This is a genomic window from Pseudoalteromonas sp. 68 DY56-GL68, assembly GCF_041414825.1.
GTDB lineage: Bacteria > Pseudomonadota > Gammaproteobacteria > Enterobacterales > Alteromonadaceae > Pseudoalteromonas.
The window spans coordinates 528,387-544,968 of sequence record NZ_JAOCZL010000020.1; the positions used below are offsets into that span (position 1 = coordinate 528,387).

At 39.2% G+C, this 16,582-nt stretch carries 16 protein-coding genes and 2 tRNA genes; 9 read left to right on the forward strand and 9 right to left on the reverse strand.

Going from position 1 to position 16,582, the window contains the following annotated elements; genetic code table 11:
* Positions 1-30: 30 nt before the first annotated feature.
* Positions 31-1,101, forward strand: a complete 1,071-nt coding sequence (locus NYF15_RS14265; RefSeq protein ID WP_237118297.1) for a GGDEF domain-containing protein — start codon at positions 31-33, stop codon at positions 1,099-1,101.
* On the opposite strand, the gene NYF15_RS14270 is transcribed toward NYF15_RS14265, so the two are convergent.
* Entirely contained in the window at positions 1,098-2,078 is a 981-nt protein-coding gene (locus NYF15_RS14270) for an ion channel (RefSeq protein ID WP_371353887.1), read from the reverse strand. The two genes, NYF15_RS14265 and NYF15_RS14270, sit on opposite strands and share 4 nt — an antisense overlap.
* Positions 2,079-2,181: 103 nt before the next feature.
* Between NYF15_RS14270 and NYF15_RS14275 the strand changes: the two genes are divergently transcribed.
* On the forward strand, positions 2,182-2,868 hold the full coding sequence (locus NYF15_RS14275) for a M48 family metallopeptidase (protein ID WP_371353888.1): 687 nt from the start codon (positions 2,182-2,184) through the stop codon (positions 2,866-2,868).
* 42 nt (positions 2,869-2,910) lie between these two features.
* Here NYF15_RS14275 and NYF15_RS14280 read toward each other — a convergent pair.
* Together NYF15_RS14280 and NYF15_RS14285 are read right to left on the reverse strand one after the other, a co-directional pair.
* A tRNA-Tyr gene (locus tag NYF15_RS14280) sits at positions 2,911-2,995 on the reverse strand.
* 48 nt (positions 2,996-3,043) lie between these two features.
* Positions 3,044-3,128, reverse strand: a tRNA-Tyr gene (locus tag NYF15_RS14285).
* 112 nt (positions 3,129-3,240) lie between these two features.
* Here NYF15_RS14285 and NYF15_RS14290 point away from each other — a divergent pair.
* From NYF15_RS14290 to NYF15_RS14305, 4 genes are all read left to right on the forward strand, one after another.
* The gene (locus tag NYF15_RS14290; protein ID WP_371353889.1) at positions 3,241-3,756 is read left to right on the forward strand and encodes a VC2046/SO_2500 family protein; all 516 of its coding nucleotides are present in this window, start codon (positions 3,241-3,243) and stop codon (positions 3,754-3,756) included.
* Positions 3,757-3,917: 161 nt separating this feature from the next.
* The gene (locus NYF15_RS14295; protein WP_062570016.1) at positions 3,918-4,217 is read left to right on the forward strand and encodes a DUF6172 family protein; all 300 of its coding nucleotides are present in this window, start codon (positions 3,918-3,920) and stop codon (positions 4,215-4,217) included.
* Positions 4,218-4,283: 66 nt separating this feature from the next.
* Positions 4,284-4,925 carry an alpha/beta hydrolase gene (locus NYF15_RS14300; RefSeq protein WP_371353890.1) on the forward strand — a complete coding sequence of 214 codons (642 nt, stop codon included), beginning with the start codon at positions 4,284-4,286 and terminating at the stop codon, positions 4,923-4,925.
* A 2-nt stretch (positions 4,926-4,927) separates the two neighbouring features.
* Positions 4,928-5,743 carry an alpha/beta hydrolase gene (locus NYF15_RS14305; protein ID WP_371353891.1) on the forward strand — a complete coding sequence of 272 codons (816 nt, stop codon included), beginning with the start codon at positions 4,928-4,930 and terminating at the stop codon, positions 5,741-5,743.
* 11 nt (positions 5,744-5,754) lie between these two features.
* Here the strand turns inward: NYF15_RS14305 and NYF15_RS14310 are convergent, their stop codons facing one another.
* From NYF15_RS14310 to NYF15_RS14320, 3 genes are all read right to left on the reverse strand, one after another.
* A complete protein-coding gene (locus NYF15_RS14310) occupies positions 5,755-6,234 on the reverse strand; it encodes a YchJ family protein (RefSeq protein WP_371353892.1) in 480 nt (159 codons plus the stop codon).
* Between the two features lie 40 nt (positions 6,235-6,274).
* Complete coding sequence (locus tag NYF15_RS14315) at positions 6,275-6,712, reverse strand: SulA-like leucine-rich domain-containing protein (RefSeq protein ID WP_054551944.1); 438 nt, start codon at positions 6,710-6,712, stop codon at positions 6,275-6,277.
* Positions 6,713-7,013: 301 nt separating this feature from the next.
* On the reverse strand, positions 7,014-8,939 hold the full coding sequence (locus tag NYF15_RS14320; RefSeq protein ID WP_371353893.1) for an alpha/beta fold hydrolase: 1,926 nt from the start codon (positions 8,937-8,939) through the stop codon (positions 7,014-7,016).
* 149 nt (positions 8,940-9,088) lie between these two features.
* On the opposite strand from NYF15_RS14320, the gene NYF15_RS14325 reads away from it, so the two are divergent.
* Together NYF15_RS14325 and NYF15_RS14330 are read left to right on the forward strand one after the other, a co-directional pair.
* The gene (locus NYF15_RS14325) at positions 9,089-9,679 is read left to right on the forward strand and encodes an ATP-binding cassette domain-containing protein (RefSeq protein WP_371353894.1); all 591 of its coding nucleotides are present in this window, start codon (positions 9,089-9,091) and stop codon (positions 9,677-9,679) included.
* Positions 9,676-10,770 (forward strand): DUF6136 family protein, encoded by a 1,095-nt coding sequence (locus NYF15_RS14330; protein WP_371353895.1) that lies wholly within the window; start codon positions 9,676-9,678, stop codon positions 10,768-10,770. The genes NYF15_RS14325 and NYF15_RS14330 overlap by 4 nt, the downstream gene beginning before the upstream one ends.
* Here the strand turns inward: NYF15_RS14330 and fadE are convergent.
* Positions 10,767-13,223: an acyl-CoA dehydrogenase FadE gene (fadE, locus tag NYF15_RS14335; RefSeq protein WP_371353896.1), complete on the reverse strand. Its 2,457-nt coding sequence runs from the start codon at positions 13,221-13,223 to the stop codon at positions 10,767-10,769. The two genes, NYF15_RS14330 and fadE, sit on opposite strands and share 4 nt — an antisense overlap.
* Positions 13,224-13,723: 500 nt before the next feature.
* Here fadE and NYF15_RS14340 point away from each other — a divergent pair, with 500 nt between their 5' ends.
* Positions 13,724-14,959, forward strand: a complete 1,236-nt coding sequence (locus tag NYF15_RS14340) for a tyrosine-type recombinase/integrase (protein WP_371353897.1) — start codon at positions 13,724-13,726, stop codon at positions 14,957-14,959.
* A gap of 206 nt (positions 14,960-15,165) precedes the next feature.
* Here the strand turns inward: NYF15_RS14340 and NYF15_RS14345 are convergent, their stop codons facing one another.
* Together NYF15_RS14345 and NYF15_RS14350 are read right to left on the reverse strand one after the other, a co-directional pair.
* Positions 15,166-15,798, reverse strand: a complete 633-nt coding sequence (locus tag NYF15_RS14345) for a hypothetical protein (protein WP_371353898.1) — start codon at positions 15,796-15,798, stop codon at positions 15,166-15,168.
* Positions 15,799-16,208: 410 nt separating this feature from the next.
* The coding region (locus NYF15_RS14350; protein WP_371353899.1) for an imm11 family protein at positions 16,209-16,582 on the reverse strand (374 nt) is incomplete at its 5' end.

Below are 16,582 nucleotides of genomic sequence, written 5' to 3' on the forward strand. Positions count from 1 at the left end.
AATTAACAGTTGTGTAGTTATAGGTCCTTTATGCGTAGAACTGAGCAGACATTAGTAGAGCAAATGCACATAAACGATGTTGAAATTCAGCATCGAATGAGCCTTCTTGGTCTTACCTCGCAGAGTCTTAAATCTTTGAGTAATTATAAGGCAGTGATTGAGTCATCAATTGAGAATATGGTGAATGAGTTTTACCAAAAACAAACCGAAGTCGACGAAATATCTTTACTGATTGGTGACGCGGATACACTGACTAGGCTAAGAGATGCGCAGCGGCAGTACATCATTGATTTATTTTGTGGTCAGTATGAGAACGAGTATGTAAACAACCGACTGCGTATTGGTATGGTGCATAAACGAATTGGTGTTGAGCCCAAGCTATACCTTTCGGCGGTGTGTACGCTAAAAGAAATAATTTTTAAGGTTTTGCGAACAACAATAACTGATCAAGCTGAGCTTAGCCTAACATTGCAAACAGTTGATAAATTGATTTACTTTGATACCACGCTGGTTTTCGATACTTATATTGATAGCCTTGTCGGTGAAATAGAAAATGCAAAACGCCGCACAGAGGTTTATGCCAAAGGGCTTGAAGAAAAGGTGGCACAGCGCACACAAGAGCTTGAAAAGTTAGCGAAGTTAGATCCTCTAACCAATCTATATAATCGCAGAGTAATGCAAGAGCTGTTGCAGCGAGACCTCGCCAGAGCCAGACGACATAAATTGCCTTTAACCGTTGTGTATTTTGATTTAGATAACTTTAAAGCAGTAAATGATACGCAAGGCCATTTAAAAGGGGATGAAGTATTAAAATATATAGGACAATATCTTCATGAAAATATTAGAGAAATTGATATTCCATGTCGCTATGGCGGAGATGAGTTTTGTATGATTTTACCTGACTGTGAAATACAAAATGCAATTACCATTTGCGATAAGCTAATAGCATCATTCGAAGCCCGTTACCCAGAACTTCATTTAAGTTTTGGTTTGGTTGCTGCCCCTCTTGATAGCACGGTTGATGCCGAGGAGCTAATTAATCGTGCAGACAAAAAAATGTATGAGGCAAAAAAACATCAAGGCTCGTTTATCGTTCACTAGCGCGTCATTCTTTTTACAAATACCACCACAAACAGCGCAAGAGAGAAACTACCACAAAATGCTTCAATAGCCGCTATCAGTCTTGAAAGGCCAATAGGCGTGATGTCTCCATAGCCTAAGGTGGTAAAGGTAACGACACTAAAATAAATACTATTTAAAAGTGCTGATAAATTTTGTGAAAAGGAGTTATCAAAGTTTAGTTGCAAAACAGTATTGTCATAGCTCACGCCAAATAAAAAATAACAAATAGCACAACAGATTATCAGTGATAAGCTAAAGCGAATCACATTTTCAGGTTTTTCCCCATAACCACATAACATATCAATAAAGCTGGAGGTAATTTGCTTTGTAGAACCCTTAGGGTACTGTGCATGTCTCATGCGAAGTTCTTTATAAGTAAAGTTACCCGCGAGTTCAAAAAGACCCTGATGTTCCGATGCTTTACGAAGATTTCGATAAATCTCTTCGGATTGTTCAAATAGATCATGTGCTTGACTATGTTGTTTATTTTTTCGTGCTTTAATTGCTTGTGATTCTTGTAATAACTTTTCTCCCAAATCAATATTATCGATGCGGCTATCGTTGAGTTTAACGCCAAGTAAGTTTGTGTCCTTCAAATCACAGTAATGCAGGCTCGCGTTATGCAAATTTGCTTTCATGAGTGAGGCATTGGCAATTTTATTATTGAATAAATGTGCACCAGATAGGTTTGCTCGATAGAAATTGCAGTAAGAGAGCTCATAGCCTTCTTCATCATCTTGCTTAATTAAGTTAAGCCCAGATAAGTTAGCTCTTTGTAATTGTAAGCCTTGTAATAACCCACCTTTTTTAGCGTAACGCTCCAATTTCTGCGTTAGTTCAAGCCCAGACTTATCAAATTTATTGTCGTGCCAAAAACAAAAGCCAGATCCCATATCAGTTTCTTGGCACTTTTTTCCTGTGGGAGAGGTATAACTACAACAGGGTTTATCAGGCATAAGAATGAAAACTTATTTGTTAGTCATATTTATAGATTAGCAGGTATTTTACAGGGTAAAATGTAATACCAAGATTTTATGCATTGAATTGGTTTATTTTTTGTTGGATTACACATTAAAACGCAGTAAACGTAGGAAAACAGTAGCGATTAAAGTAGCTCAGCAGCAGCTAACAGTCTACGCGCCGCATTTTGTACCACTAGGTGATATAGAGTCCTGGCTCGTGTCTAAAAAAGACTGGGTACAAGCACAAATTGCTAAGCAAGCTTCACAAGCACAAATGCAGCAGTTTCCATTGGAAACGGGCGTAATAAACTTATTTAACCAACCGTTAGCAATTAAACTTAATAAAGGCAAAAGTAGTCACTGGCAACAAAATGAACGCTCAAGTGAGCTGAGCTTATCAGTGTCATCACGTGTAAAGAATACAGAGAGTAAGTATTTGTCATTACTGGAAGACTTTTTACATCACAAGCTAGAGAGCTACCTTGAAATGCGTATTCACGACTACTGCTTGAAAATGCAGGAGGCATTGCCAGAGCAGTTAAAAGTGCAACATTATAAGCGTCGCTGGGGGAGCTGTAATCAACGTCGAGAGTTAACTTTCAACCTACACTTAGCCTGTGCGCCAACGTGGGTAATCGACTATGTAATTGTCCATGAACTTGCGCATTTAAAATATATGAATCACAGTTCTGTATTTTGGCAGCGTGTGAGTCGCTTTTACCCTGATTATAAAAAAGCAAGTCAGTGGTTAAAAGTAAACGGTAGTCAGTTACGATGGCAATGAGATAATAACAAAATAGATATAAAGAGAAGTCGTTTAGAAAAGTGGTGGAGGGAGCTGGATTCGAACCAGCGAAGGCTGAGCCGTCAGATTTACAGTCTGATCCCTTTGGCCGCTCGGGAACCCCTCCACACTAATTGTTATTGCATTTGGCCCCACTTAACTGAGCGTAGAAAAGTGGTGGAGGGAGCTGGATTCGAACCAGCGAAGGCTGAGCCGTCAGATTTACAGTCTGATCCCTTTGGCCGCTCGGGAACCCCTCCAATGCAACGGCGCTGATAATAGCAAACTGATTATTTAAGTAAAGAAAAAAACTAAAGAAAAATGGATTAATGCCGATAACTGGTTAATCTTGAAACTATTCGGCTAAAGTCTATGCAAATTGATGGTTTGTTACTCAATGAGAGTCAACTTGATAATCGTCTTAATAAAAGTGTTCATGAGCAACGCAGTGGAGAATTTGCTTTACTATTGGCAATGCTCTCTCATGATGTGCTCGACTTTAGTCAGTTTCACCTACCAAAATCAGAGTTAGCTAACACCCAAATATCTGAGCAAGCGCTACGTAATGAGTTAGGGGCGGGACCAAAGCAAGTATTAGCACCAGAGCAATTTGACATGCTAATTGGCGAGCAAAATGCATTTCGTCTTCTAAGTGGTGGACTTACAGACATTCGTTTACGTCAATGTTTAAACCCAGAGCCACTGACAATTCGTGATGATAAATGCCATGTGCCATTAAATGTCATTGATAATTGCGAACCTGCTGTTAGAAAGCGTTATTACACTAATAATAGTGTTACAGAGCGACCACAAATGGACGCAGCGGCTTTTTATGATGGCTTAAAAGACGAATCAATTCATCAGCCTTTGTACTTAGCGACAGCTTAAATAATTAATTCCATTGTCATAACTTTCTTGTACGCTACAATAGGTAATATAGGTAAATTTCAGCGTATTATTAAAAACTACAGCTAATTTTAAATGTGCTTGTTATAATGCGACCTAGTGGCTTTATGCCATGACTATTGAATCAAGTTATTAGGACCATAATGAAAAAAACATTCACGCTTAACCATGAGAAAATCAAATATCCTCGTATGGTTGATGCAGCCAAACACGAAGTAAAAAAATACTTAAAACGTGAACGCAACAAAACACTTCCTGAAGGGGCTGATTATTGGGCGTTTGACTGTAAGTTTGGCGAATCTGCAGAAGATGCTCAGGTTGTGCATGTGGCAGAGATCAACAAATGCATTAGCGATATTGAAGCCAAAGGACTTATGACGTTTTATGTTGAAATCTTAGCGCGTCCTGCACAGCGACAATTACAAGAGTTTGACGAAGAGTAAACGTCAAACGAGCGAATCTAAGAGTGGGCCTTATGGCCCATTTTTATTGCCTAGCTATGGATTAGTATGCGCCGTTTTTTATTACTACTTGTTATTTGCGGATGCCAAGTCCAAGCAAATACTATTTATGATGAGCTTCCTAGTAGCTTCAATAGCAATGAGCATTATGTTTTTTATTCTCATGGTTACATCGTCGAAGGTGAGCATACTCGTCCACGCCATCCAAAATATGGCATTTATGATTTTCCTGCAATTAAAAAAGCACTAGCAGATCCAGCCTATAACTTAATTACATACCACCGAAAAAAAGGCACAGCCCCATTTTTATTTGCTAAAAAGTTAGCTGCTGATGTCGACATCTTATTAAAGGCAGGTGTTCCTGAGTCGCATATTAGTCTGGTCGGTTTTTCTCGAGGTGGGGCATTATCGGTACTGGCAGCCAATGAACTTAAACGCACAAATATTAACTTAATAATATTAGCAGGGTGTGCCGGTTTAATTAAAAAGCATCCATCAGTTAGGGCATTCGGTAAGGTTTACTCAATCTTTGAACGGTCTGATCAGGTTGGCTCTTGCCAATTTTTAATTGATAGGAGTGAAGTTACTAAGTTCGAAGAAATAAGCATTAATACAGGACTCTCTCATGGCGCATTTTATGAGCCAAAAGATGAGTGGGTGTTACCCATTAAGAAATGGCTAAAGGATTAACGATGCCTAATATACTTTTTATTTTGATGTTCTGTATTTTCGGAACAGGCTTTACCGCTTGGGCTGAACCCTTTACTCTGCCGCGCACTGATACAGTTTTGCTAAAAGATAAACATACAGAAAATGAATACCCCATTACTATCAAACTGCCACGTAGCTATCAAAAACAAAACCAGAAACGTTATCCAGTGGTTTATCTGTTAGACGCCAATTACAGTTTGCCCATAGCCTCAGGTGCTAGCCGTTTTATGATGAATTCAGGCTCCATTGAGGAAGTAATTCTTGTTGCCGTTGGTTATCAAAAGGGCATACCTGGGCTAAATAGCCGAATTCATGATTACACACCGTTTGTTGATAAGACATGGAAACGTGCTACAGGGGGCGCAAAGCAACATTTAAATTACTTAAAACAGACTGTTATCCCTTATATTAACACGCATTATCGCACTGACACGCAAAAGACGCTTGTCGGTAATTCGTTAGGGGGCCTGTTTGTTGCTTATACCTTATTTACCGAGCCGACGCTTTTTTCAAGCTATATAATTGGCAGTCCATCAGTGTGGTTTAAAGAAAACTCAATATTAGCTATGACTGTACAACCAGCTACCAACACAACAAAAGTTTACATCGCAGTGGGTGAGCTTGAAGAGAGTGAAGGTGAAAAAATGGTTTCTGGTACTAAACAATTAGTAGATAAAATTAATAAGCAAAGTGGCGAACACGTGATGACAAATTTATTTGTTATTCCACATGCCCACCACGCAACGGCTTTCCCTACAACGGCCAGTCAAGGTTTAGATTGGCTATATAAAAAGTGAATAGCCGTGATTTAAATTGCGTGACACTTTTTATATTTTTTGCCGCTACCGCAAGGGCATTCATCATTACGGCCAATTTTAATATCTGCAACGGGCGTTATATCACCATCTAGGTAACGCCATAGGCCATCTTCTTTAATAAAACGCGACTTTTCGTGTAACTCACAATACAAGTTTTGGTAAAAGTAATTTGCTTTAAATTCTACAAAACCTTCTTGCTCGTTATATTCAGTATCTAAAACGTTTAGCTTGGTAAAACGGCAGCTATTAGCAAAATCTTTAATTTCGCGAACCGGGTTCGCGGCTTGCTGGCTTTGTACATAAGTACTAAATACATATTTTGCATCTTTTAGCGCGTATGCACTAAAACGAGAACGCATAAGTTGCTCTGGGGTATCAGCTTGGTTTGCACCGGTATGAAAAGGCTGGCAGCAAAGCTCGTAAGTCGATTCGCTGCCACAAGGACAAAGGGGGTGTGTGAGTGATGTCATAACAACTTACCTAAAACTGTAAATTGTTATTTTAACAAGCCTATTGTGGCTGGGGTACTAAATTGTTTAACTGAGCGCTTTTTGTAAAGCAATAAAACTTAGCTGATGCCTGCTCAAGGTTTAAGTTCATCGAATCAAGTTGGTGATTGTTTACAATATCTGTCCATGTGATCACAGCAGCAAAATTACCGTTATGTAATGCTGAGCTAAGTACGTACTCAAGGTTAACTAAATGCTTTTGTCTGATCACAAGTAGTTTGCTGGTATCAATCGAACACGAATCTAATAATGCTTTGCTAGGTACATGGTCAGGGGCAATTAATAGTGTCCATGCATTTTGGCTATTGTAATGATGCAATACTTTTAATAACTCAAAGGTTGCTGATATTTCGTCTTCAATTTGAATTAAATTAACAGACGCTTTGTCGTTATCTTGTTGGTAGCTTTTAACTGTTCTTAATGTAATTGGCTGTAACATAACTTTCACTCACTGGTTGTTTATACAGTATGTGTATACAGTAGTTTATACAGTGTTTTTGCGCAAGTACTTTTTTGCTATTTTTTAACCAATAGTTCAGTTTTATTTTAATTAAAAATATTTAGTTGTTATTAAACATGTAGTTATGATTTTCTTTGAAGAGCTAAAAAGGTGAAAAATCTACCACTAAATTCATACAGTATTTCGTACAGTACTGTATGAAATACTAAATTTTGCTTGTATACAGGTATTTTGCATAAAAAAGCCGGTATAAAACCGGCCTTTAACCTTTACTGTTTTACTACTTATCTAAGTAGGTATTTAAAAACTCAAGGTATGCGTTTGAGGCTTTAATACGGTTTTCCTTTTTAGTAAAACCATGGCCTTCATCATCAAATAACACATAGTCGACAGGCACACCATTTGCCTTTACAGCGGCAACAAGTTCATCGCTTTCAACTTGTAAAACCCGTGGGTCGTTAGCACCTTGGATCACCATTAATGGCTTAGTGATGTTTTTAGCATGAAAGAGCGGCGAAATTGCACGGTGACGTTCGCCGTCTGTCGCGGGGTCGCCCATTTCATCATACAGCGCCTTTTTAAAACTCTCCCACCATGGTGGGATCGAGTTTAAGGTTCTAACCCAGTTTGTTACACCAAAGATATTAATACCTACTTTGAATTCTTCAGGCTCGAAGGCAAGTGCTGCGGCGGTCATAAAGCCACCGTAGCTGCCCCCCATAATGCCAATTTTGTCTGCATCAACCCAATCTAAGCTTTGCAGGTGTTTTTTACCATAAACGATATCTTGTAAATCGTCAGTGCCATGCTTTTTGTCATCTAAATGAAAGAAGGTTTTACCGTAACCTGAACTGCCACGGTTATTGACTGCAAAAATGGCATAACCATGATTGACTAGATGCTGCTGCATTGCACTATAACCTGTGCGGCTTTGTCCGCCTGGGCCGCCATGCACCCAAACTAAAGCTGGTACTTTGTTGTTGCTGTTAGCTTGCTTAGGCTTATATAAAACCCCAGGGATTTCTAAACCATCAAAACTTTTAAAGCGTACAATTGTGCTTTCAACTAAGTCATTTTGATCAATCGCATCACTTAATGTGTTGGTTAACTGTTTCGCTTTCGACTCACCGAGTTGCCACACAAATAAGTTGCTTGGCGAGGTATCTGAATTCAAGTAAAACGCCATGGTTTTTTCATCAGCAGAGAAGTTTACACCACGTAAATTACCAGCAGGCAGCGATGGCATAGCTATGCCTTTACCTGTGGTGGTATCGATTATCGACACCTTAGTGCTTGCGTCAGCATTAACACCACTTACTTGATAACGACCAGATTTAGAGAAGTAAATAAAGCTCACATCCCATTCATCTTTGAGGGCAGGGCTATGCTCGCCAGTCGTTAAATCATAGCGCCAAATTTCTGCAAACTCACCTTTGGCATCGGTTGAGTAATACAGTGATTTACTGTCTCTTGAGAAGGTTTCAGGAGAGTATTTGGCATCGTCGTCATGGCGAGTGATGAGTTCTGGTTTAAGCGTTTTTTTGCGAGTATCAAGAATGAATACATCGCTGTCTTTGTTCGAATTGTTTTTCGATAAAGCAATAAAACGGCCATCAGGGCTGATTGCACCGACATCAAGCCCCATAGTATTTTGATAAACAGGGGTCACTTCATAGCTGTTAGCATCAACGCGGTACAGATCCATAAATTTAGCGTCGCGTTGATTGCTGGTTATAAAGAAGTGTTTACCGTCTTCAGTAAAGCCAGCAAACCCTGCTCTAGTTTCTTCACCGGGGGTGAGATCTTTAACTGTGCCATCGGTTTCGCGCACATAGATGTGATAACGCTCGTTACCGCCTGAGTCTTTAGTAAATAATACGCGCTCATCGTTAGGGAAATAAGCGACTGCATAAGTACTGTCTTCAAAATCTGTTAAGCGGGTTTTCTTGGCGGTTTTAATATCGACTTCGTACAAGCTATAAATACCGCTTTCGTCGCTGCTTATTAGTACTTTGTCGCCCTTCGGTGAAAAACTGCTACCCATAATTGAGGTTGTATCAAAAAAGGTCTCAGCATCATATTGTTTAACTGTTTGGACTTGCTGTTGGTTATTAGTATTAGTTGTTGATTGGTTTGACTGTGAACATCCTGCTAATGCAAGGCTGAGCGCACAAGCAATGGCTGCTAATTGGAAACTCGGTTTCATTGTAATTATTCCTTTTTATTTTTCCGCAATAGAGTCTTACTTGTTCAATTTATAAACGCAAGCCTTCGAGCGTCGATATTTGTTACAAATCATGTAACTAAATGTGGACACCAGTGTGTTAGTATTTTTCCACAATTAAAGGAATAATCATGATAGAAATTAAAGATCTCAATAAGCGTTTCGCTTCAGCTCAAGTTTTTAAAAATTATAATAAGCAGTTCAACGGCAAAAAAACCTGCTTACAAGCAGCTAATGGCAAGGGAAAAACAACATTACTGATGATCATTGCAGGCCTCGAAAATCCACAATCAGGGTATGTTTTGTTCAACAGTGAAACAATTGAATCTGTTCAAAGTTATGTTTCGATTGCCAGTGACCGTATTGCGCTGCCCGATTTTTTAACCGCGCGACAAATTATTGAACTTAGTTGTAAGGCGGTAAAGAAAGAAATACCAGAGCAACTTATTACTGGATTTAGGTTTGATGAGCACCTCAATACCCGCTTTAGTGCTTTGTCGAGTGGTAATCAAAAGAAGTGCCAGCTTATTATTGCTTTTTTAAAGCAAACCCCATTTTTGTTGTTAGATGAACCGAGTGCAGCATTAGACCAAGAAAGCATTCGGTTTTTACTCAAATTGCTTAATAGCTACCTCAATGATAAACCTAATGGGCAGATCATCATAACAAGCCATGAACCGGAGGTATTTTTACAGCACGGTTTTGAGTGTTCATCATTATGATTGACTACTTTGCCAGATACATCTCATTCCTCTCTTTTCGATATCTAGCATATACGACTACCCTTAAAAGTATGCTGTCTCAGCTAAAGAGTTTTAGCTTGCTGTTCGCACTCGTACTGGGTCCTGCATTTCTTGGTTTGACTTTACTTTTGTTTTTAGGGCTTGGAAAAATAGTTGATAGCCATGCAGCACCTGCTTACGGTGCAAAATTAGCAGTGGTTTATCTTTTACTTGAATCTGTGATGTTATGGGCCATGGCCCCAGCCATTAAAAATGCGCAAAACAGGGTATTTCAGCGCAGTTTATTTAAACCTTCTTGGCGAGTGTGCGTTGACTGCAAATTACTATTTTTAAGTAATGCTTGGCTTATTGCGAGTTTATTAATAGCAATGGATCTATCGCTAAAACAATGGCTACAAGTGCCTCATTTTCTTTTGTTCATGTTGTTGCAATGGTTATGTGGGGTATTTGTTCTTTATAGGCCACTTGCGCTCTTTTATAGCTTCTTAATAAGTTTTGTACTGGTATTACTGCCTGTTAGTTTAACTTCGCTGCAATACTTTTTGGGTTTTGTAGCTATTTTCTGCTGTTCGACTTTGCTCCCACCTGTAAGAATTAGTCATAAACTGAAAGTACAATCGTTTGGTTTATTCTGGTTTAGCTACTTTATACAACACAGCTGGAGCTTAATTTGGCGTGGGGCAGGACTAGTTGCACTTTTGTTAGCTTTATTGCAGTTAATTACAATTCGTAACGACTTTAGTGACCTGATACAAGCTACTGCTTTTTCAGTATGCGTGTTGCTAGCGAGCTCACTGCAGTTTGATTGCATGGCTGTTTTTAATAAATATCGGTTATTTTTTCAAAGTGTTAACCAAGGCAAGCTGTTTTATATAAGTCATTTTTTACCGAGCCTTATATTTTTTGCTGTGTCTTTAATTGTCGTTATAAGCATGCTTGGCACTAACTTGATTTACATCCCCATTGGGGCAGTATGGTGTGTATTGCAGCAATATTTAGCGCAAAAAAAACCAGCGCATTATGCGCTGGTTTGGTTTGTTATAACAATTGGAATAATGTTTATTGCTTAAGCGGCATCCGCTTTTTTATTGCCTTCGCCACGAGCAACTTTACCAGCAACTAAGTCAGCAGGGTCAAAGTCGTCAACGTTAATAACGTCAAGACGGGCTTTTTCAACTGCGGCTAGTTTGTCGGCTTCTGCTTGGCTTAAAATGCCTGCTTCCAGACCCATTTGCGCTACTTTATCAAGTTGGAAGAAAGGCAGTTTTACACCTTTTTCACGACATACCTTATTAAACAGTGGTTCAACTTCGAGTACGTCTTTAAGCGTTTGCTCTTGACGACCAACAAGGTTAAGCGGCTCGTTTTTAAGGTAAATGTAGTTAGCTAAACGGTTACGAGTTTCGCTTGGTACTTGTAATAAGTGAGCAAGTTTGTGCTCAAGTTTATCAGTAGGCTTACGAACAGGACGACCGAATGGGAATAACATGATTTTTAGCATTGCACGAAGTGGTGCAGATGGCATGTTATTGATTAAGTCAGCAAGTGCACGTTGGCAGTGGTAAAGGTGATCTTGGCAGCTCCATTGAACAAGCGCAAAATCTTCTTTTTTACGGCCTTCATCGTTGTAGCGTTTAAGTGTTGCAGATACAAGGTATAAGTAGCTTAGTAAGTCACCTAAACGTGCAGAGATACGCTCTTTACGCTTTAATGAACCACCAAACACCGCCATGCTGATATCCGACATTAATGCTAACGACGCACTGAAACGAGATGCAATACGGTAGAATTCCGCTGTTTCGTCTTTGTATGGCGTGCTTGTGAAGCGAGCATTAGTAAAGGCTAACCACTTAGTACGAACTAGGTTTGAAATTGTAAAGCCAATGTGGCCCATTAACGCTTTATCGAATACTGACAATGCTTCTTCACGGTCTTCAATCGCACATGCACCAAGCTCAGTTAACACGAATGGATGGCAGCGAATCGCACCTTGACCATAGATGATCATGTTACGCGTTAAGATGTTTGCACCTTCTACGGTAATTGCAATTGGCGCACCTTGGTAACCACGACCTAAGTAGTTATTTGGACCAAGCATAATGCCTTTACCACCATGAACATCCATGCCGTGAATCGTTGCTTCACGCATTTGCTCAGTTAAGTGATATTTGATAATCGCAGATACAACCGATGGCTTTTCACCAAGGTCAACAGCACCTGTAGACATGCTTACAGCTGCATCAGAGCTGTATGCGAAACCTGCCAGTTTTGCTAATGACTCTTCAACACCTTCCATTTGACCAATAGGTAAACGGAATTGACGACGAATACGGCTGTAAGAACCTGTTGCAAGCGCAATTGTTTTAATGCCACCTGTTGAGTTAGACGGCAATGTGATTGCACGACCAACAGATAAACATTCAACAAGCATACGCCAGCCTTGACCCGCCATTTTCGGGCCACCAATGATGTAATCAAGTGGTACGAAGATGTCTTTACCGCGAGTAGGACCATTTTGGAATGGAACATTTAGCGGGAAGTGACGACGGCCAATTTCTACTCCTGGAGTATCTGTTGGGATAAGCGCACAAGTAATACCAGGTTCTTTGTCTTCACCAAGTAAACCGTCTGGATCTTGTAGTTTAAATGCAAGACCAAGTACAGTAGCAACAGGGGCAAGCGTAATATAACGCTTGTTCCACGTTAAGCTAATACCAACAACTTCTTCACCGTTCCATTGACCTTTACATACAACACCGTAATCAGGAATTGCACTTGCGTCCGAACCTGCTTCTGGTGATGTTAAAGCAAAACATGGAATTTCTTGACCACTTGCAAGGCGCGGTAAGTAATGATCTTTTTGCTCTTTAGTACCATAGTGCTGAAGTAGCTCACCTGGGCCTAACGAGTTAGGGACACCTACGATAGAAGATAGTAACGTTGATTTACTGGTTAGCTTTTGCAGTACACATGATTGTGCATAAGCAGAAAACTCTAAACCGCCGTATTCTTTTTTGATGATCATGGCAAAGAATTTGTTGTCTTTTAGGTATTGCCAAACATCTTGCGGTAAATCAGTTAGTTCGTGTGTTGCGTGCCAGTCATCTAGCATGCTACATACTTCTTCAACTGGACCATCAATAAACGCTTGCTCTTCGATTGTTAATTTCGGAGCAGGGTACTGATGTAATTTGTTCCAGTCAGGACGGCCACAAAATAGATCCGCTTCCCACCATGTAGTACCAGCATCAATGGCTGATTTTTCAGTATCCGACATAGTCGGTGTTACTTTTTTAAACGCAGCAAAGATTGGTTTAATGATGTATTGTTGACGAATGCTAGTCACAGAAAGTGGCACAGCAATAAGTAAGAATAGTAGCCAACTAATTGCGCCAAACGCGCCAGCAAATGTGCCAACAAGTAAAGTCGCAATGGCAATACCTAAACAGGTATTCCAGCTTGATCTGTGGTAACTCGCAACGCTAAGCAGCACGAGTAAACCTAGTAAAAATATGAGAGTCATTGATTATTCCTTAATAGAGGTCAGACCACCTCTTTTAGAGTAGCGCTAGAACAAGCAATTATCAAGAGGGGAACAAGGATAAAACAGTAATTACTGCTGTGTTTGTTTGAACAAGTTTGTACATTAGATCAAAGTAAGCTGATTTAATCGGTTATTTTTGAAATTACCATCATATATTTAATAGTTTACCTATCGAGTTTATAAAAAATTAGGGAGCTAGTTGCTAACAGTGCCACTATGTTTAACAATAGCTGCGAGCAACGCTGCATTGCGATGCAATTCTTTCATTATGTATATAGGTATAGAGTTTTATGTGTGAGTTGCTTGGCATGTCCGTTTTTTAGGTTTTATTTAGTATTAAATTGTCGTAACCCATCATAAGTCCCCGTATTTACTAGTCTAAAGCTGTTTATTCTATCTGATTCTGTTATTGTTATCGCATACTAAACTGTGACCAAAACTGTGACCAATGTGGTGGTCACAGTTTCAAACGGCATCATATGAACTTTACAGACAAATTGATTAAAGCGCTTAAAGCAAAAAATAAACGTTACGTATTAACTGAATCAGGTAACTACGGGGAAGGGCGTTTACAAATAAGGGTTAGCGAATCAGGCACTAAAACGTTTCGCGTGCAATATCATTTAAACGATAAACGCAAAGTAATTGGCCTTGGCAATTACCCCGTAGTTGACCTCAAAACAGCGCGTAGTAAACATGCTGAAATATCAGTATTGTTAAGCAACAATATCGACCCGCAAGAACATAAACAAGAGCAACAAAAAGCGGAGTTCGCATCATCAGCAATGCGTACTATGTTAGAAATGCTTGATGACTTTAATGTATTTATAAGTACTCGCTGGGCTGAGTCAACAATAGGCCGAACTGAAAAACTAATAAAAAGAAACATCACCCCTTTTATTGCAAAAGACTTAATGCCTGACGAGTTCACAATAGATATGGCTCGCGACATTATTTACCGCGTATATAATCGTGGAGCAAAAGAACAAGCGCGCTTGGTTCGTAGTACATTAATGAGCATCTTAAAATTTGCGATAGATTTTGATAACTCACCAGAGCAATACAAAAAACCTAACCTTTACGATATTAAAACCAATTTCATTAGAGACATTAATTTTGAAACACCAAAAAACAAAGGCGAGCGCTGGTTAAGTGAAGTCGAACTTAAAAAAGTGTGGAATGCTGATGACCTACCTTATTATACCCAACAATATATAAAGCTAGCATTGTTACTCGGTGGTCAACGGGTGAACGAGGTTTATGGCTCTTACGTAAGTGACTTTGATCTTGAAAATAAAACTTTCACCATCCCCGCAAATCGTATCAAAGTAAAACAGCGGGGCGATCACATAGTGCCACTCTGCGAAACCGCAATACCAATCATCAAAGAGCTAATGCAACAAGCTGGTAAGGCAGGGCAAATGTTCCCGCATCGCGACGACCCAACAGCAACCGCACATGTATCTACAATAAGAATGGCAATATTGCGTTGGTGCGAAAAACATGAAATGGAACCATTTAACCCACGTGACCTGCGGCGAACTTGTAAAACACTTATGGGCAAAGCGGGCATTGATAAAATAAACCGTGACATACTCCAACAGCATAACAAGTTTGACGTATCAAGTGTGCATTATGATAGGTACGACTATATGAAAGAGAAACGTCAAAGCATAGAGGTTTGGGAAGACTTTATATATTGTGCCATTAAGTAAACTTTGTATTGTTAAAGGTCTGCAAAGAGCGAAGAGCGGACGGTCGGATAAACTCGTTTTTGGACATAAATGAGTTAGAGCCGAAGGTCGGCTCTGTATAAAAGAAAGGCATTGGTAACACCCTCATTTGTAGTGGATTGTTTTGCGGTAGCGTAGCGAAAACCGCAAAACAAGGAATGGAAAATATTCCCGTTTGATTGCGATTGTTAAGTTTTAGATTCATCGGAATTGAATTTTTCCAACACCTTCTCTAGCTGAGCTTCTTTTCCTTGCACAGCAAATAGCAACATAGCAAAAGTTAGAAACATTCCTTTCGCTGTTTCTATTACATCGGAAATTTGTTCGCGAGAAAAATTAATCTTTCCATGCTTGTAGAAAAATTTTATATACTCTCCACTACCGTGACTAAAAAACGAGAACTTTTCGTAACTAGCCAATTGGCTTTTGGTAAATTGAGAGAAGAAGTTACCGAAAGTATCTCCTGAAGTAGACTTGAACTCACCTAACTCTTCAACCATGGCAAAAAAACTCGGGTACTTTATTTTACCATCAAGATAATCCATTACTTCTTCGTTTTTGTTCTTTGCAATAAACTCTAAGTAATAGCTTTTTACATATAACTCCAGCATGCTCCTCATAAGTAAGATGCCAGAGCTAAAGTGATTAGATCTTAGTAGAATGTAGAACGACTCATAATGAGTGCAAAATATTTGGAAATAAGTAAGGTTAATCTTTTCGTAGTCTGTCGTTGGGTTTACTTTCGCTTCTTCAAGAAGAGCATGTATGAAGCAAAAGTCCTCATAAATTTCATTCATTTTTTGTTCTACAGATGTACTCATACTTCCTCGATTCTAGATTTACAACATAACAATTTTATAGTGCGCCCGTCGCGCATATATTAATAAATCTATTTTTAACAAATAACGTAATGCATTGCCAACTATAATATTTTTATTCACACTAAAGACACTCAGAAAAAGAAAATGCGCTCGTCGCTCATTTTCTTGAATATATGCGCAAGCTATATTGTTTGGAAATCAATTAGCTCTTACCCTAAGCCAACCTCAATGTCTGGTTATCGTTCAAAACCGAGCTTTAGAGTATTTACTTGAACACAAAATGGGGCATAAATAATTTATAGCGGAACGGTCGCTTTCTGAGCAAATCGGCTGTTCACTGTAAAATTTGATTCAACTATAAAGTTCGAGTTTGGCAGATTAAATTAAGACTTATTCGGTTAAGGTAATCACTACTTTGCCTCAACCTCTGTAAATTCTAACCCTGTTAAGTTATTTTCTTTCACTAATCGATAGAAGCTATTTTCAGCGTCAGTAGTAAAGTACCTAAGCGTTGTCTCTTTGGTTCTAAAGATAGCTGAGTTATTGATTTTCTTTTTGTCCATCACTAAGCGCTTAAAGCGCCTTGTTCTACTAATTTGGCCGCGCCTATTATAGTTAAATTCAGTAAGTTCGTGGTCTATTGTATCCTCAAATCCTAAAACATTCATAGCAAACCAAAGCTCACCATTTAAATTGCATTCTAAATATTCAACGTTGTCGCCTAAATGGGGCTCTAAAATTGTTTTAGCTTTTTGTGATAGAACAAAAGAGGTTGCTCCCAAAC

Coding starts and splice junctions, on each gene's coding strand:
- NYF15_RS14300 (WP_371353890.1), top strand. CDS start 4,284: ATGCGCCGTTTTTTATTACTACTTGTTATTTGCGGATGCCAAGTCCAA.
- NYF15_RS14325 (WP_371353894.1), top strand. CDS start 9,089: ATGATAGAAATTAAAGATCTCAATAAGCGTTTCGCTTCAGCTCAAGTT.
- NYF15_RS14295 (WP_062570016.1), top strand. CDS start 3,918: ATGAAAAAAACATTCACGCTTAACCATGAGAAAATCAAATATCCTCGT.
- NYF15_RS14315 (WP_054551944.1), bottom strand. CDS start 6,712: ATGTTACAGCCAATTACATTAAGAACAGTTAAAAGCTACCAACAAGAT.
- NYF15_RS14345 (WP_371353898.1), bottom strand. CDS start 15,798: ATGAGTACATCTGTAGAACAAAAAATGAATGAAATTTATGAGGACTTT.
- NYF15_RS14340 (WP_371353897.1), top strand. CDS start 13,724: ATGAACTTTACAGACAAATTGATTAAAGCGCTTAAAGCAAAAAATAAA.
- NYF15_RS14270 (WP_371353887.1), bottom strand. CDS start 2,078: ATGCCTGATAAACCCTGTTGTAGTTATACCTCTCCCACAGGAAAAAAG.
- NYF15_RS14290 (WP_371353889.1), top strand. CDS start 3,241: ATGCAAATTGATGGTTTGTTACTCAATGAGAGTCAACTTGATAATCGT.
- NYF15_RS14330 (WP_371353895.1), top strand. CDS start 9,676: ATGATTGACTACTTTGCCAGATACATCTCATTCCTCTCTTTTCGATAT.
- NYF15_RS14265 (WP_237118297.1), top strand. CDS start 31: ATGCGTAGAACTGAGCAGACATTAGTAGAGCAAATGCACATAAACGAT.
- NYF15_RS14310 (WP_371353892.1), bottom strand. CDS start 6,234: ATGACATCACTCACACACCCCCTTTGTCCTTGTGGCAGCGAATCGACT.
- NYF15_RS14320 (WP_371353893.1), bottom strand. CDS start 8,939: ATGAAACCGAGTTTCCAATTAGCAGCCATTGCTTGTGCGCTCAGCCTT.
- NYF15_RS14305 (WP_371353891.1), top strand. CDS start 4,928: ATGCCTAATATACTTTTTATTTTGATGTTCTGTATTTTCGGAACAGGC.
- fadE (WP_371353896.1), bottom strand. CDS start 13,223: ATGACTCTCATATTTTTACTAGGTTTACTCGTGCTGCTTAGCGTTGCG.